This is a genomic window from Verrucosispora sp. WMMD573, assembly GCF_027497175.1.
GTDB lineage: Bacteria > Actinomycetota > Actinomycetes > Mycobacteriales > Micromonosporaceae > Micromonospora.
The window spans coordinates 978,637-994,254 of sequence record NZ_CP114901.1; the positions used below are offsets into that span (position 1 = coordinate 978,637).

Below are 15,618 nucleotides of genomic sequence, written 5' to 3' on the forward strand. Positions count from 1 at the left end.
CGGTCACCAACGAGGCGTCGATCCGTCACGGTCCGGGTCACCGCCGAGTGTGGCGATGCCGAGCCAGTCGGCGCAGACGTCGGAGGTGGCCGGGTGCAGCGACCCGCAGCGGGCGTCGCGGTACAGGCGTTCCAGCGGATGACCCCGTCGGGTGGCGGAGGTGCCGGCCGCCTCCAGCATGGACGCGGCCACGTCCGCCGCGGTGGTGCCGGCCAGCAACTTGGCCCGCCACACCCACCGGTTGGTCTCCGCGTCGCCCGGTACCTCGTCCACCCGCCGGGCCGCCTCGGCGACCACCAGCTCCGCCGCCGCCACGGCGGCGTCGGCGCGACCCAGGCGGGCGCGTACCGCCGGCAGCCCGGCGAGGTTGCGGGCGTTGAGATGTTCCACGGCCGCATCGATCGCCGCCCGGGCCACCCCCACGTACACGGCCGCGTAGCTGGCCACCAGCCAGTGCGGCATGAGCTGGGCCACCACCAGGGCCAGCCCTTCGACCCCGCCGAGCAGCCGGTCGCTGTCGACTGTCACATCGAGGTGCAGGTCGTGCGAGGCGGTGGCGCGCATGCCGAGGGCGTCCCAGGTCGGCTCGACGGTAAGACCCTCCCCGGCCGGAACCAGGAACTGCGAGACCACTGACGGGTCGGCGGCGTTGCGGGCCGCCACCAGGTAGCCGTCGGCATGACCGGCACCGGAACAGAAGGTCTTGCTGCCCTTGATCCGCCAGCCGCCGTCGACCGGCTCGTAGACCGTGGCGAGCTGGGACAGCCGGGCACCCGCGCCGCGCTCGCTCATCGCGACCGCGTACCACGCACCGTCGGCCGCCGCCCGCAGCAGGCGGTCGCGGGCGGCCAGCGCCTCCGCCGGTACGCCGAGCGCCTCGACCAGTTCCTCGGTGACCGCACCGAGTGCCCCGGTGACCGAGGCGTGCATGTTGAACACCAGCGCGGTGGCACCGTTGCCCCGGGCCAGTTCGGTGGCGACGGCCGCGTACGCCGCGAAGGTGGCGCCGGCGCCACCCAGCTCGGCGGGGACCATCAGCCCGAACAGTCCCGCCTCGCGCAGGTCGGTGAAGTCGTCGACGGGAAACGAGCCGTCCCGGTCGTGCGTGGCGGCCCGCGCCGCCAGCCGGGGCGCCAGCCGCCGGGCCGCCGCCACTCCACTGCGCTCGGTCATGGATGGAACCCCCTCTTCGGCCATTGCCATACCCTCACCTGGATCAGCTATCCGTCGCGTACCCCATGGCCCTGGTAGAGCACCGCCCTCGACCCGGTCGGCACGATGCGCGGTACCTGACCGGCCGGCGTCGCGGCACCCGTCGCCTGCCGGAACAGCCACCGCAGCAACCCCGGCACCGCCGGCCGGACACCACGGACCCGCAGGTCGACACCGCGTCGGGCGCACTCGGCGACCAGTTCGCGATCGTCCACGAACAACCGCGGATCGTGGATACCACGCGGCACGGTGGGCAGACGTTCGGCGATTCGGACGGCGACCAACCGGGCCAGCGCCGTGTCGTTGAGGGTGTCCAGCACCAGCAGGCCGCCGGGGCGCAGCAGGCGACACGCCTCGGCCACCGCCGCACGCCAGTCCGGGACGTGCTCCAGCAACTCGCCGGCGGCGACCACATCGGCGCAGCCGTCCGCCAGCGGTACCGCCGTGGCGTCGCCGTTGACCGCCGTCACGCCGTGCGCCGCCGCCTGCGCCAGTGCGGAGCGGGTCAGGTCCACGCCGACGTGTCGGTAGCCCTTCCCGGTCAGGTGTGGGGCGAGCAGCCCCGCCCCGCAGCCCAGGTCGACCAGGAGCGCGCCCGGTCGCGTCGCCGGGGGCACCAGCGCGGCCCGCGCCCGGGCCAGCCAGTGCAGCATGGCGAAGACGCCGTCTGGCCGCCACCACTCGTCCGCCAGGTCGTCGTACTGGCGCGGATCGTTGCGGGGCAGCACGCGGCCGGCGTCACGCATGGCAACGAGCGTGGCACGACTCCCCGGTAACGACCAGACTTCCGTTATGTCGTCGACGGTGTTAGGGCTGGTCAGAGCGAGCCATCCGGAGCCGACCGCGGCGGTCACCACAGTGGCTGGTCTGCTCGCCGTCGGTGTCGGGCACCCACCCGGCGGCGTCGTCGCGGTGGTGCTCACCGTGGCTGCCAGCCAGTTCACCGTCGGGTGGACCAACGACCTGCTCGACGTGGACCGCGATGCCGCGGTCGGGCGTACCGACAAGCCGTTGGCCTCCGGCATGCTGAGCCGGCGTACCGTCGCGGTGGCCGCCGCCGTGGCCGCCGCCGCGACCGTCGCGTTTGCCCTGACCACCAACCCGACGGCGGCGATCTGCGCCACCGTCGCTCTGGTCTCGGCGCTGCTCTACGACTGGCCGCTGAAGTCCACCCCGATCTCGGTGCTGCCGTACGCGATCTCCTTCGGCGCCCTGCCCGCCTTCGTGGTGCTGGCACTGCCCGACGCCCCGCCGCCCCCGGCCTGGCTGGTGGTCGCGGCGGCCCTGCTCGGCGCGGGTGCCCACTTCGCCAACGTGCTGCCCGACTTCGCCGACGACGCCCGGACCGGGGTCCGTGGGCTGCCGCACCGGCTCGGCGCCCCGGGCAGTCGGGCGGCCGCCGTCGGGCTGTTGATCGCGGCGACCGTCACGCTGGTGCTCGGGCCGCCCGGGCCGCCGACGGGCGTGGGCCTCGCGGCGGTCGGCGCCACCGTCGTGATCTTCACCGTGGCCTGGTACGCGGGCCGGACCGGCGAGCACGCCGGCGCCCGGCCGGTGGCCGCCTTCCGGGCGGTGCTGCTGGTCGCCCTGATCGACGTCGTACTGCTGGTCACGAACGGTCGGTTGGTCTGAGTTCCACCCCGATGGCTGGCCGCACCGGGTCGGCGTGCGGGCCACGATCAGCTCCAACTACCCTGGAGTTCGGTCTGCGCGGGCATGGCCAGCGGTTCCGGCGGGCAAACCGGATGTGATCGTGACGAGGAGGACCGACGTGAGGCGCTCGATCAGGGGTTCCCGGCGGGCTGCCGTGCTGCTGCCCGGGATCGCGGCGGCAGCCGGGCTGCTGCTGTCCGGATGCGGCGCCGGCCAGATCTCCGAGACGGCCAACAAGGTGCCGTCGATCCAGGGCGTCAACCTCCAGACCGGCGACGGGCGGTACGCCGTACGCGCGGCCGCGCTGGACTACCCTGGTGTCGAGGGCTATCAGGCTGGCGACAACGCGCTGCTCAATGTCGTCCTCTACAACGACTCGCCGGATCCGGTCACGGTGACGGTCACCTCGTCGGACGCCCGAGAGGTGGTGCTCACCACGGTCGCCGCCGCGACCAGCCCGTCACCCACCGGCTCGCCGTCGCCGACCACCTCCCCCACGCCGGAGCAGTCTCCCGAGGGTTCCCCCTCGCCGGACAACTCCCCCTCGCCGGGCGACTCCCCGTCACCCAGCCCCACCGAGTCACCTACCTCCGGCCCGGCGCGGATCGAGATCCCTCCGCTGAGCTACGTGCAGCTGAACACCGAGGGTGAGCAGGTGCTTCAGCTGCTCGGGCTGAACGAGACCCTGCTCGCCGGCCAGAGCGTCACGCTGACCTTCGACTTCGGCGGCGAGACGGTCACCAGCCCGGCGCCGATCGCCGTGCCGCTCACGCCGCTGCCGCAGCCGTCACCGGTCATCGAGCGGCACACCGAGTACGAGGGCGAAGGCGGCCACTGAGCACGGCGGACCGGCCACGCAGACCGAGCCGGTCCAGGTAACGTCCCGACGGCACCGTCGGCGTGGTGCGGCCATGCCGACGGTGCCGTCGTCGTACCCGGGGGTTAGCGTCGGTCGGGTGAGCATCTCCCGATCGACCCCGTCCCGGGCGGGCACCGGCTCGCGCGGCCGCACCGCCACCCGCGAGCCGCGACCCGCGTACGAGTGCGACGCCTGCGGGCATCAGCCGCCGAAGTGGGTGGGCCGCTGTCCCGAGTGCGGCGAATGGGGCTCGGTGGTCGAATGCACGATCACCGGTCCGACCGTCTCGGGTCGGGTGGTGAGTTCCCGGATGCCCGCCGAGCCGGCCCGGCCCATCGCCACCATCAGCGCGGCACCGGCCCGGGCCCGACCCACCGGGGTCGGCGAGTTGGACCGCGTCCTCGGCGGCGGCCTGGTCCCCGGTGCCGTGGTGCTGCTCGCCGGTGAGCCGGGGGTGGGCAAGTCGACTCTGCTGCTCGACGTCGCCCAGCAGTGGGCCGCCGGAGCGGGCAGTCCGTCGCTGGTGGTCAGCGGTGAGGAGTCGGTGAGCCAGGTGCGGCTGCGGGCGGAGCGCATGGGCACCCTGCACGACCAGCTCTTCCTGGCCGCCGAGAGCGACCTCGCGGCGGTGCTCGGTCATCTGGACGCGGTCAAGCCCGGCCTGCTCGTGCTCGACTCGGTGCAGACCATCTCCACCACGGGCACCGAGGGCGTACCGGGCGGGGTGACCCAGGTCCGGGCGGTCACCGCCGCCCTGGTCGCGGTCGCCAAGGAACGCGGGGTCGCCACCGTGCTGGTCGGCCACGTGACCAAGGACGGCCAGGTCGCCGGCCCTCGGGTGCTTGAGCACCTGGTCGACGTGGTGCTGCATTTCGAAGGCGACAAGCACTCGTCGCTGCGGATGGTGCGCGGGGTCAAGAACCGGTTCGGCGCCGCCGACGAGGTCGGCTGCTTCGAGATGCACGAGGGCGGCATCAGCAGCCTCGCCGACCCCTCCGGGCTGTTCCTGACCCGTTACTCCGAGCCGGTCCCGGGCACCTGCGTGACGGTGGCGATGGAGGGTCGGCGGGCACTGCTCACCGAGGTGCAGGCGCTGATCGGTGCCACCGTGGCCGGCTCGCCCCGGCGTACCGTCTCCGGGCTGGACTCCGCCCGGCTGGCGATGGTGCTGGCGGTGCTCCAGCGCCGTACCGAGCGGCTCACGCTGCACGACCGGGAGGTCTTCGCGGCAACCGTCGGCGGCATCCGGGTGGTGGAGCCGGCGGCCGACCTCGCGGTCGCCCTCGCCGTCGCCTCCGGAGGGCTCAACCTGGCGATCGCACCACACCTGGTGGCGATCGGCGAGGTCGGCCTCACCGGCGAGGTACGCCGGGTGGGCGCGGTGCCGCGCCGCTTGGCCGAGGCCGCCCGGCTCGGCTTCCGGCTGGCCCTCGTGCCGCCCGGCTGCGGGCCCACCAGCACCGGCGCCGGTCCGGAGCAGATGCGCGTGATCGAGGTCACCGATGTCCGCTCGGCGTTGCAGGCCGCCGCGCGGGCGTCGGCGGAGTGAATCGTCCACCGGTCGGGTCGGGCAGGGCGGGCCGAATCGTGACACATCACAGTAACCGCGAGAGCACCCACCGCACGGCAGTCCGTAGACTGTGCCCGTGCCGATCGACCGCGATACCACCAAGCCAGCTGGCGCGACGCCCCATGCCCGCACCGCTGCCGTGGGCTCGCCCGCCCGCCCCATCAGCGTGAGCGTCACCGGGGGCGGCGTCGTCGGCGACCCGCTGCGCGCCAACCTTGCCCTGATGGCACCGGGCACCGCACTCCGTGACGGGTTGGAGCGGATCCTGCGGGGTCGGACGGGCGCGCTTATCGTCCTGGGCTACGACAAGGTGGTCGAAGGGCTCTGCACGGGTGGCTTCCCGCTGGACGTCGAGTTCTCCGCGACCCGGGTCCGGGAGCTGTGCAAGATGGACGGCGCAGTCGTGCTCTCCAGCGACGGCACCCGGATCGTCCGGGCGGCGGTCCACCTGATGCCCGATCCGACCATCCCGACCGAGGAGTCCGGCACCCGGCACCGCACCGCGGAGCGGGTCGCCCGGCAGACCGGCTACCCGGTCATCTCGGTCAGCCAGTCCATGCGCATCATCAGCCTCTACGTCAACGGTCAGCGACATGTGCTTGACGACTCGGCGGCGATCCTCTCCCGCGCGAACCAGGCGCTGGCCACCTTGGAGCGGTACAAACTCCGCCTCGACGAGGTCTCCGGCACCCTGTCCGCCCTGGAGATCGAGGACTTGGTCACCGTGCGCGACGCGGTGGCCGTGGTGCAGCGGCTGGAGATGGTCCGCCGGATCGCCGACGAGATCGCCGGCTACGTGGTCGAGCTGGGCACCGACGGGCGGTTGCTCGCCCTTCAGCTGGACGAGTTGATGGCCGGCGTCGACGCCGACCGCACCCTGGTCATCCGGGACTACCTGCCCATCGGCCGCAAACCCCGGACCCTGGACGAGGCGCTGGTCGAGCTGGATCTGCTCAGCGCCACCGAGCTGATCGATCTGGTCTCGGTCGCCAAGGCGATCGGCTACCCGGCCGCCTCGGACGCGCTGGACGCGGCGGTCAGCCCGCGCGGCTTCCGGCTGCTGGCCAAGGTGCCCCGACTTCCGGTGGCCGTGGTCGACCGGCTGGTGGTGCACTTCGGCAGCCTGCAACGGCTGCTCGGTGCCACGGTGGAGGATCTGCAAGCGGTCGACGGCGTCGGTGACGCCCGGGCCCGGGGCGTACGCGAAGGGCTGTCGCGGCTGGCCGAGGCATCCATCCTGGAACGCTACGTCTGAGGCGCGCCGCAGCCGGGCCAAGGCCCGGCCGAGCGGCCCCAGCGCCGACCTACCTGAGGATCAGTTTCGCGGGCTGACTCAGCTTGGTGCCCACCCGGGCGAAGACCTCGTACGTCCCGGCGGGCACGGCCGGTCCGTTCGCCACGCCGTCGGCGCACCGGCTGCTGTCCCTGCCGTTCCAGTTGACCTGGTAGGAGCGTTCGAAGCCGGGAGTGAAGGACTGCACGTCCGAACCGGCGGCCGTGCCACAGGTGTCCGAGGACCAGACCACCTCGGCACCGGACTTGATGTACAGCTCCTGCGCGGTCGCGCCGACGTCCCGGCTGCACGTCCGGTCGGACCTGTTACGGACCTTCAGGTTCAGGTCGACGTGGGCTCCGGAGGCGGCCTGCGTCGGCAGCGCCGCAGCGGTCACCGAGAGTTCGGCGTCCGCGCAGTTGCCCGCGTCCGCGACCGGATCGACCGCTGGCGGATCGTTGCTGAGGCTCGGCTCGTTCCCCGGGGCGGATGGGTCGGCCCCGTCCCCTGGATCGGCGGGGTCGGCCCCGGCATCACCTGACGGCGGCGAGCCCGTCTGTGGTGTCAGCACCGAACCGGTCGGATTCGGCGTGCCGGTCGCCACGCCCGAGTCGGGCTGGCCGTCGCCGGTCGCGTCGTTGCCTCCGGTAGGCCCGTTACACGAGTAGAACAGGACAATCAGGAACAGCAGCACCGCACCGAGCACGACGGCGCGACGCCGCCAGTACACGGTGGGAGGCAGGGGGCCGACCGTCAGACGCATGATGTCCCCACCGTAGCGGCGGTGCGTGCGGCGGACGGCAGCGACGCGCCGTGGCTCCCCCGTCCCATCCGCTCCGACCCTCCATTCACGACAGTACGCCCGGCGACGGTCACTCAGTGCGACCGTACGGGTCGAATCAGAGGTAGTTCTTCCGCTGGTAGATCGCGTGCGCGCCGGCCACCCGGTCCAGAAAGAGCAGGCCAGCACAGTGGTCGATCTCGTGTTGCAGGGCACGCGCCTCGAAACCGTCCGTCACCAGGCGTACGGTCTCACCGCTGCCGGGCAGCGCCCCCTCCACCACCAGCCGGCTCGCGCGCTTCACGTCACCGGTCAGGTCCGGCACCGACATGCACCCTTCCCGACCCGCCTTCCACCGGGTGGCCTCGACGACCCGGGCGTTGCACAGCACGAAGACGCCGTGCCCGGTGACGGTCTTGGGATGCCCGGTGACGTCCACCGCGAAGATCTGGGCGCTCACCCCGACCTGCGGCGCGGCCAGGCCCACGCAGCCGGGCGACACCCGCATGGTGGCGATCAGGTCGGCGGCCAGCCGCACGGTCTCCTCGGCGGTCGGATCGATTTGCCCGCCCGGCCGGCTGAGCACCGGATCCGGGGCGGAGACCACCGGGATGACCCGGCCGGTGCCCAGCGCCTCGGGGACCCAGTCACCGAGACCCACATACGCGTCGGCCTGCGGGTCCGACTTCGATACGTCCGGTGCGCCGCTCACAGCACATCCGGTTCGGCGGGCCGGAGGGTCACCTCGACGCCGAGACCGGCGGCTGCCTCTGCCAGCCGGCCGCCGAGCGCGTCGGCGGTGCCGATGGGCAGTTCCACCTCGGCCACCACCACGTAGAGCGTCCCCGCCAGGCGGGTGCTCAGGTCGGTGACGTTGCCGCCGGCCTCGGCCAGCGCCCGGGTCATCGCCGCCACGATGCCCATCCGGTCGGCACCGTGCACCGCCATCACGTATGGTTCGCCGGCCGGCGAAGCCTCGCCGTCGGGCGTCACCGCGCGTACCGTCGCCAGCAGTTGACCGTCGGCGGCCAGCGGCGCCAGCGCGGTCTCGACCTCGGCGGCGGCCGGGCCGACGCAGATCAGGGTCATCGCGAAGTGTCCCCGCAGACGGGTCATTGTGCTGTCGGTGAGGTTGGCGCCGAGCCGGGCGAGCACCTCGGCGACGTCAGCCACGATGCCGGGCCGGTCCCGGCCGATGACGGTGATCGCAAGCTCGTTCATCCGGGCATTCTGCCCGACCGTCGCGCGCCGTCGGCGTCGGCCCGCCCGACCGTCCGAACGACGGGATCGGCGCGCGTGACATCATCGGCGACGCGATGACAGAACCCACTTTCGCCGGCCGGGTCAGCCGGTGGTACGAGCAGCACGCGCGGGACCTGCCTTGGCGCCGGCCCGCGACGAGTCCCTGGGCGATCCTGGTCAGCGAGGTCATGCTCCAGCAGACGCCGGTCGTCCGGGTGCTGCCCGCCTGGCAGGCGTGGCTGGAGCGCTGGCCGACGCCGGCCGCCCTGGCCGGGTCCGGCCCCGCCGAGGCGATCCGCATGTGGGGACGGCTCGGCTATCCCCGCCGGGCGGTCCGGCTGCACGAGTGCGCGGTCGCCATCGTGGAACGGCACGGCGGTGCGGTGCCGGACCGGCTGGAGCATCTGCTCGCCCTGCCCGGGGTCGGCACGTACACCGCCCGGGCGGTCGCCGCCTTCGCGTACGGCCAGCGTCACCCGGTGGTCGACACGAACGTACGTCGGGTGGTCTGTCGGGCGGTGGCCGGAGAACCGGATGCCGGTCCGACCACCCGCCCCGCCGATCTGGTCGCCACCGAGGAACTGCTGCCAACCGAACCAGCCGAGGCGGCCCTGGCCAGCGCCGCCATCATGGAGTTGGGGGCGGTGGTCTGCACCGCCCGGTCGCCCCGCTGCGAGGCGTGCCCGGTCGAGTCGACCTGCGCCTGGCGGGCCTCGGGACGCCCCGCTCCAGCCGGTCCGACCCGCCGTCCCCAGCGGTACGCGGGCACCGACCGCCAGGTACGCGGCCTGCTGCTGGGGGTGCTCCGGGAGGCCACCAGCCCGGTGCCGCACCAACGCCTGGACCAGGTGTGGGCGGACGACGTGCAGCGCGCTCGGGCCCTCGCCGGACTCGTCGACGACGGCCTGGTGGAGCCGGTCGGTGAAACATCGTTCCGGTTGATCGGCGACGGCCCGCCGGCACCGGTGCCTGGCTGAGTACCGGTCACCGTCGACGGGCCGCCAAAACGGCGACCGGCTGAGGGCCGGCCCCGAACGGGACCGGCCCTCAACATTCGATCTCTGCGGGTGGATCAGGCGGAATAGCCACGGCTGGCGATCCAGTCGGCCAGCGCGTCGGTGCTGATCCAGTACTCGGCTCGGGCGGCGTCGGCCGAGTCGGCGATCTTCATCTGGTCGCCACCGTCGCGGTAGCCGGTCACCGCGATGTAGTGCCCGCCATCGAAGGTGTGGCTGCCACCGTCGAGGTCGGTGGCGGTACCCACGACGTTCGCCACCACGCCTCGGCCGTCGTCGACTGCGCGGACGACGTCTTCCCGCAGCCGGTCGGTCTCGCCCCGGCTGGCGGCCTGACCGGGGATCTCCACCGTGCGGTAGACGTCCTTGCCGGCCTTCCGGTTGAGGGCCTCGGTGATCAGGAAGGCCGAGTCGGTGCCCTGCTCAGTGGTGCCCATCTCGCGGGCCAGGTCGTCCTGGGAGACGTCCTTGTTCAGAATGCTCAGGGTGTTGCGCACCGCGGCCGGGCCGCAGTAATAGAAATTCGGCTGGGCTTCGTAGCGCAGCTTCAACTGCCGCTCACCCTTGCCGTGCCCCCGCTCGGTCACGGCGGCCAGCGGGTCGGAACTCGGCGGGGCGGCGGCCGCGCTCACCGGACCGGCGATCATCCCGCCGGCGCAGACGGCACCGGCGGCGGTCAGGGCAGCCTTGCGGATCGGACTAGTCATGATCGTTGCCTTCCGTCTCGGGGGATCGACACGACACCAGGAGATGGGAGGATGCGATACCGCGTCGGATGGGAGCGGCACGCGCGCGCCTGCTCCAGGTCTGCGACGGCCTCGGTCCCCGATCATCTGCGGGTTGGCCGACCGGGCGGCCGTCGCGGTTACTCCCGGTACAACGGCTCTCCGGACCGGTCCATGCCCCGGCAAACCGTGACCACCGTCACGACAATCCGCCCCAAAGCGGACAAACGGCTTGCAGTGGCCCGCTCACGCCCTCGACCCCACAGACGGCGGCGGCCCGGTGGCATTCGCCACCGGGCCGCCGTTGCTTCGGCTGACGACCTTACTCGTCAGCGCCTGCGGGAGCCGTCCTGCCGCCGAGGTCGGCCGGCACGGCGTCCGGCACCTCCACCGGGCGGTCGGAGCCCTTGAAGACGAGCTTGGATTTGTCGATGTCGTTGGGGTCGCCTTCGCAGTCCACGACCACGATCTGGCCGGGGGTGAGTTCGTTGAACAGGATCCGTTCGGACAGGTTGTCCTCGATGTCGCGCTGGATGGTGCGGCGTAGTGGACGTGCTCCTAGTACTGGGTCGAAGCCCTTCGCGGCGAGGTACTTCTTCGCGTTGTCGGTCAGTTCCAGGCCCATGTCCTTGTTGCGTAGTTGGGTTTCGATGCGGGAGATCATGATGTCGACGATCGACAGGATCTCGGCCTGACGCAGTTGGTGGAAGACGATGGTGTCGTCGATGCGGTTGAGGAACTCGGGTCGGAAGTGCTGCTTGAGTTCGTCGTTGACCTTCTGCTTCATGCGGTCGTAGTTGGACTCCGAGTCCTCCGAGGCCTGGAAGCCCAGCGACACCGCTTTGGCGACGTCGCGGGTGCCCAGGTTGGTGGTCAGGATGATGACCGTGTTCTTGAAGTCCACGATGCGGCCCTGACCGTCGGTGAGTCGACCGTCTTCCAGGATCTGCAGCAGCGTGTTGAACACGTCCGGGTGGGCCTTCTCGATCTCGTCGAACAGGACCACGCTGAACGGCCGACGACGTACCTTCTCGGTCAGCTGCCCACCCTCGTCGTAGCCGACGTAGCCGGGCGGGGCGCCGACGAGCCGGGACACCGTGTACCGGTCGTGGAACTCGGACATGTCCAGCTGGATGAGGGCGTCCTCGGACCCGAACAGGAACTCGGCGAGGGCCTTGGACAGCTCGGTCTTACCCACGCCGGACGGGCCGGCGAAGATGAACGACCCCGACGGCCGCTTCGGGTCCTTCAACCCGGCCCGGGTACGCCGGATCGCCTTCGACACGGCCTTGACCGCGTCCTCCTGACCGATGACGCGCTTGTGGAGCTCGTCCTCCATACGCAGCAGACGCGAGGTCTCCTCCTCGGTCAGCTTGTAGACCGGGATACCCGTCCAGTTGCCGAGCACCTCGGCGATCTGCTCGTCATCGACCTCACTGACGACGTCGAGGTCCCCGGCCTTCCACTCCTTCTCCCGCTGCGCCTTCTGACCCAACAACTGCTTCTCGGTGTCGCGCAACTGCGCCGCCCGCTCGAAGTCCTGCGCGTCGATCGCGGACTCCTTGTCCCGACGCACCTGCGCGATCCGCTCATCGAAGTCCCGCAGATCCGGCGGCGCGGTCATCCGACGGATCCGCATCCGGGCGCCCGCCTCATCGATCAGGTCGATCGCCTTGTCCGGCAGGAACCGATCCGAGATGTACCGATCAGCCAGGGTCGCGGCCGCGACCAGAGCAGCGTCGGTGATCGAGACACGGTGATGCGCCTCGTAACGGTCCCGCAGACCCTTGAGAATCTCGATGGTGTGCGCCAACGACGGCTCACCCACCTGGATCGGCTGGAAACGCCGCTCCAACGCGGCATCCTTCTCCAGATGCTTGCGGTACTCATCGAGCGTCGTCGCGCCAATGGTCTGCAGCTCACCACGAGCCAACATCGGCTTCAAGATACTCGCGGCGTCGATCGCACCCTCGGCCGCACCCGCACCCACCAAAGTGTGGATCTCATCAATGAACAGGATGATGTCACCACGGGTACGGATCTCCTTGAGCACCTTCTTCAAACGCTCCTCGAAATCACCGCGGTACCGAGAGCCAGCCACCAACGCACCCAGGTCAAGCGTGTACAACTGCTTGTCCTTGAGCGTCTCCGGCACCTCACCCTTGATGATCTTCTGAGACAGACCCTCCACCACAGCCGTCTTACCAACACCCGGCTCACCGATCAACACCGGGTTGTTCTTCGTACGGCGGGAGAGCACCTGCATCACCCGCTCGATCTCCTTCTCCCGCCCGATCACCGGATCCAGCTTGCCCTCCCGAGCAGCCTGGGTCAGGTTCCGACCGAACTGATCCAACACCAAACTGGTCGACGGCGCAGCCTCACCCGGCGCGGCACCAGCCGCGGCCGGCTCCTTACCCTGGTAACCGGAAAGCAACTGAATCACCTGCTGACGAACCCGGTTCAGATCCGCGCCCAGCTTCACCAAAACCTGAGCAGCGACACCCTCACCCTCACGGATCAGGCCCAACAGGATGTGCTCCGTACCGATGTAGTTGTGGCCGAGCTGCAACGCCTCCCGCAGCGACAACTCCAACACCTTCTTGGCCCGCGGCGTGAACGGAATATGCCCGCTCGGCGCCTGCTGACCCTGCCCAATGATCTCCTCCACCTGCTGACGGACGCCCTCCAGAGAGATCCCCAAACTCTCCAGAGCCTTCGCCGCAACGCCCTCACCCTCATGGATCAGACCCAACAGGATGTGCTCCGTACCGATGTAGTTGTGATTGAGCATCCGGGCCTCTTCCTGGGCCAGGACGACAACCCGTCGCGCTCGGTCGGTGAACCGCTCGAACATGCCCTCGTGCTCCTCACGTGCCGTGCGCACTCGATCTTGGTGGTCAAGACTCTCGGCGGGGCCGGATACGCGAGCGCCCGGGACGGGCGTCCGCGCCTCATTACTCTATCGCCGCGAGCCGACTCGGCTGACCTCGTGTGTCTGCGTCGTAGGCCCGGTACGCGTCGTTTTGCACAACCCTCCACGCTCAACGGGTGTTCCGGGCGTGGTCTGTGTACGCGCAGAGCGAAATTCGGCCCGGTGGCCGGGACCTCCGGGAACGCCGCACGGGGGCGCCCCGGCCCGGGGACGGCACCGCCACGGCGCCATCCACAGGTTGTGGACAAGACATCCACCGGTTGTGGACAACGCGCGACCCACCCCGAATAGTCCCGCCGACGCCGACGCCGGCCCGGAGAAGCTCTCCGGGCCGGCGTCGTGGCCGCTCGTGGCAACTGGTCTCAGTGACCGGCCTTCGAGTGGTACTCGTCGACGATCTCCTGGGGGATGCGGCCCCGGTCCGAGATGTCCTTGCCGGCCTTGCGGGCCCAGGCCCGGATGGCCTTGTTCTGCTCACGGTCGGCGGTGGCGCCACCGCGACCACGGGCGGCCCGACCACCGACGACCACACCGCCGCGACCGACCTTGGTGCCGTGGGCGATGTACTGGGCGAATACCTCGCGCAATTTCTCTGCGTTCGAACCTGACAGGTCGATCTCGTACTGAACACCGTCGAGCGCGAACTTGACGGTCTCGTCCGCGTCCCCGCCGTCCAGGTCATCGACCAGCTTGTGAATGATCTGCTTGGCCATGCCACATTCCTTTCGAGCAGGGCTGATCCTGCCAACTGCACAAGCACAATAACCCGTCAGATGCTTGCCGCGTCAATAGGATGCGGTAACGAGGCGGTAAGTTTTCGTACGACTACTCGGCGCGAACCAAGGGGAAGAGGATGGTTTCCCGAATTCCCAGGCCGGTCAGCGCCATCAGGAGGCGGTCGATTCCCATTCCCATGCCACCGGCCGGCGGCATTCCGTACTCCATCGCCCGGAGAAAGTCCTCGTCCAGTCGCATCGCCTCGTCGTCGCCCCGGGCGGCCAGCTGCGCCTGGGCCATCAGACGTTCCCGCTGCACCACCGGGTCGACCAGCTCGGAGTACGCGGTGCCCAGCTCGAAACCGAGCACGTACAGGTCCCACTTCTCCGCCAGGCCCGGCTCGCTGCGATGGGAGCGGGTCAGCGGACTCGTCTCCTCCGGGTAGTCCCGCACGAAGGTGGGCGCCTCCAGACCGGGTACGACGAGTTCCTCGAACAGTTCCTCGACGAGCTTGCCCGGCCCCCACTTCGGGTCGACGGCCAGGCCCACCTTGTCGGCGTACTCGACCAGGCGCGCCCGGTCGGTGTGCACCGTGACCTCCTCACCGAGCGCCTCGGAAAGCACGCCGAAGAGGGTGACCGAACGCCACTCGCCGCCGAGGTCGAACTCCCGACCGTCAGCGTGGGTGACCACCGTCGATCCGGAGACCGCGATCGCCGCCCGCTGGACGAGATTGCGGGTCAACTCGGCCATCGTGTTGTAGTCGCCGTACGCCTCGTACGCCTCCAGCATGGCGAACTCGGGCGAGTGCGAAGAGTCGATACCCTCATTACGGAAGTTGCGGTTGATCTCGAAGACCCGCTCGACGCCGCCGACGACGGCGCGCTTCAAAAACAGTTCCGGCGCGATTCGCAGATACAGATCGGTGTTGAGTGCATTGCTGTGGGTCACGAACGGTCGGGCCGCCGCACCCCCATGCAGCAACTGCAACATCGGGGTTTCCACCTCCAGGTAACCCTCGCCGTGCAACGAATCGCGCAGGCTGCGCAACGCCGCCGCTCGGGTACGCACCATCTGCCGCGCCTGCGGCCGGACGACCAGATCGACGTAGCGCTGCCGGACGCGGGCCTCCTCGCTGAGCGGCTTGTGCGCCACCGGCAGCGGGCGCAACGCCTTGGCGGTGACCGCCCACTGCTCGGCCAGCACCGACAACTCACCCCGGCGGCTGGTGATCACCTCTCCGGTGACCCCGACGTGGTCGCCGAGATCGACCAAACGCTTCCATGCCTCCAGCCGATCCGCGCCGACCCGGTCCAGCGACAGCATGGCCTGGAGTTCGGTGCCGTCGCCGTCACGCAGGGTGGCGAAACAGAGCTTGCCGGTGTTCCGCACGAAAATCACCCGGCCGGTGACCGAGACCCGGTCGCCGGTGGCGGTGTCCGTGGGCAGCTCCGCGTATCGCTCGCGCAGCTGGCTCAGCGTGCTGGTGCGCGGGTAGCCGACCGGATAGGGCGGCACACCGTCGGCGAGCATCCGGTCCCGCTTCTCCCGGCGGACCTTCATCTGCTCGGGAAGGTCGTCGGCGGGGTCGACTGGCACGGGGCTCTGTTGGGTCACGGCACGCTTCCTCAGCGG

Annotated in this window: 14 protein-coding genes; 5 read left to right on the top strand and 9 right to left on the bottom strand. The window is 70.5% G+C overall.

The features are described 5' to 3' along the window. Positions 1 to 3: 3 nt before the first annotated feature. Positions 4 to 1,173: an acyl-CoA dehydrogenase family protein gene (locus tag O7601_RS04580; RefSeq protein WP_281565015.1), complete on the bottom strand. Its 1,170-nt coding sequence runs from the start codon at positions 1,171 to 1,173 to the stop codon at positions 4 to 6. Positions 1,174 to 1,220: 47 nt separating this feature from the next. Then, positions 1,221 to 1,958 carry a methyltransferase domain-containing protein gene (locus O7601_RS04585; RefSeq protein WP_281565016.1) on the bottom strand — a complete coding sequence of 246 codons (738 nt, stop codon included), beginning with the start codon at positions 1,956 to 1,958 and terminating at the stop codon, positions 1,221 to 1,223. Between O7601_RS04585 and O7601_RS04590 the strand changes: the two genes are divergently transcribed. From O7601_RS04590 to disA, 4 genes are all read left to right on the top strand, one after another. Continuing rightward, positions 1,957 to 2,844 carry a UbiA family prenyltransferase gene (locus O7601_RS04590; RefSeq protein ID WP_281565017.1) on the top strand — a complete coding sequence of 296 codons (888 nt, stop codon included), beginning with the start codon at positions 1,957 to 1,959 and terminating at the stop codon, positions 2,842 to 2,844. The two genes, O7601_RS04585 and O7601_RS04590, sit on opposite strands and share 2 nt — an antisense overlap. Positions 2,845 to 2,983: 139 nt before the next feature. Then, on the top strand, positions 2,984 to 3,703 hold the full coding sequence (locus O7601_RS04595; RefSeq protein WP_281565018.1) for a hypothetical protein: 720 nt from the start codon (positions 2,984 to 2,986) through the stop codon (positions 3,701 to 3,703). Between the two features lie 124 nt (positions 3,704 to 3,827). Further along, positions 3,828 to 5,273 (top strand): DNA repair protein RadA, encoded by a 1,446-nt coding sequence (radA, locus tag O7601_RS04600; RefSeq protein ID WP_281566790.1) that lies wholly within the window; start codon positions 3,828 to 3,830, stop codon positions 5,271 to 5,273. A 97-nt stretch (positions 5,274 to 5,370) separates the two neighbouring features. After that, a complete protein-coding gene (gene disA, locus O7601_RS04605) occupies positions 5,371 to 6,549 on the top strand; it encodes a DNA integrity scanning diadenylate cyclase DisA (protein WP_281565019.1) in 1,179 nt (392 codons plus the stop codon). Positions 6,550 to 6,598: 49 nt separating this feature from the next. On the opposite strand, the gene O7601_RS04610 is transcribed toward disA, so the two are convergent. The 3 genes from O7601_RS04610 to O7601_RS04620 all read right to left on the bottom strand — a co-directional run bounded on the left by O7601_RS04610 (position 6,599) and on the right by O7601_RS04620 (position 8,569). Next, positions 6,599 to 7,330 carry a hypothetical protein gene (locus O7601_RS04610; RefSeq protein WP_281565020.1) on the bottom strand — a complete coding sequence of 244 codons (732 nt, stop codon included), beginning with the start codon at positions 7,328 to 7,330 and terminating at the stop codon, positions 6,599 to 6,601. A gap of 136 nt (positions 7,331 to 7,466) precedes the next feature. Further along, entirely contained in the window at positions 7,467 to 8,060 is a 594-nt protein-coding gene (locus O7601_RS04615; RefSeq protein ID WP_281565021.1) for a peptide deformylase, read from the bottom strand. After that, positions 8,057 to 8,569 (bottom strand): ACT domain-containing protein, encoded by a 513-nt coding sequence (locus O7601_RS04620; RefSeq protein WP_281565022.1) that lies wholly within the window; start codon positions 8,567 to 8,569, stop codon positions 8,057 to 8,059. Before O7601_RS04620 ends, O7601_RS04615 begins: the two co-directional genes overlap by 4 nt. A gap of 95 nt (positions 8,570 to 8,664) precedes the next feature. Here O7601_RS04620 and O7601_RS04625 point away from each other — a divergent pair, with 95 nt between their 5' ends. Further along, positions 8,665 to 9,567, top strand: a complete 903-nt coding sequence (locus O7601_RS04625) for an A/G-specific adenine glycosylase (RefSeq protein WP_281565023.1) — start codon at positions 8,665 to 8,667, stop codon at positions 9,565 to 9,567. A 95-nt stretch (positions 9,568 to 9,662) separates the two neighbouring features. On the opposite strand, the gene O7601_RS04630 is transcribed toward O7601_RS04625, so the two are convergent. The 4 genes from O7601_RS04630 to lysS form a co-directional block, all read right to left on the bottom strand. Continuing rightward, a complete protein-coding gene (locus tag O7601_RS04630) occupies positions 9,663 to 10,316 on the bottom strand; it encodes a C39 family peptidase (protein WP_281566791.1) in 654 nt (217 codons plus the stop codon). Positions 10,317 to 10,653: 337 nt separating this feature from the next. Further along, positions 10,654 to 13,188, bottom strand: coding sequence for an ATP-dependent Clp protease ATP-binding subunit (locus O7601_RS04635; protein ID WP_281566792.1), 2,535 nt, complete (start codon positions 13,186 to 13,188; stop codon positions 10,654 to 10,656). Between the two features lie 440 nt (positions 13,189 to 13,628). Beyond that, on the bottom strand, positions 13,629 to 13,979 hold the full coding sequence (locus tag O7601_RS04640; protein WP_281565024.1) for an Lsr2 family protein: 351 nt from the start codon (positions 13,977 to 13,979) through the stop codon (positions 13,629 to 13,631). Positions 13,980 to 14,091: 112 nt separating this feature from the next. Further along, positions 14,092 to 15,600, bottom strand: coding sequence for a lysine--tRNA ligase (gene lysS / locus O7601_RS04645; RefSeq protein WP_281565025.1), 1,509 nt, complete (start codon positions 15,598 to 15,600; stop codon positions 14,092 to 14,094). Positions 15,601 to 15,618 lie beyond the last annotated feature (18 nt).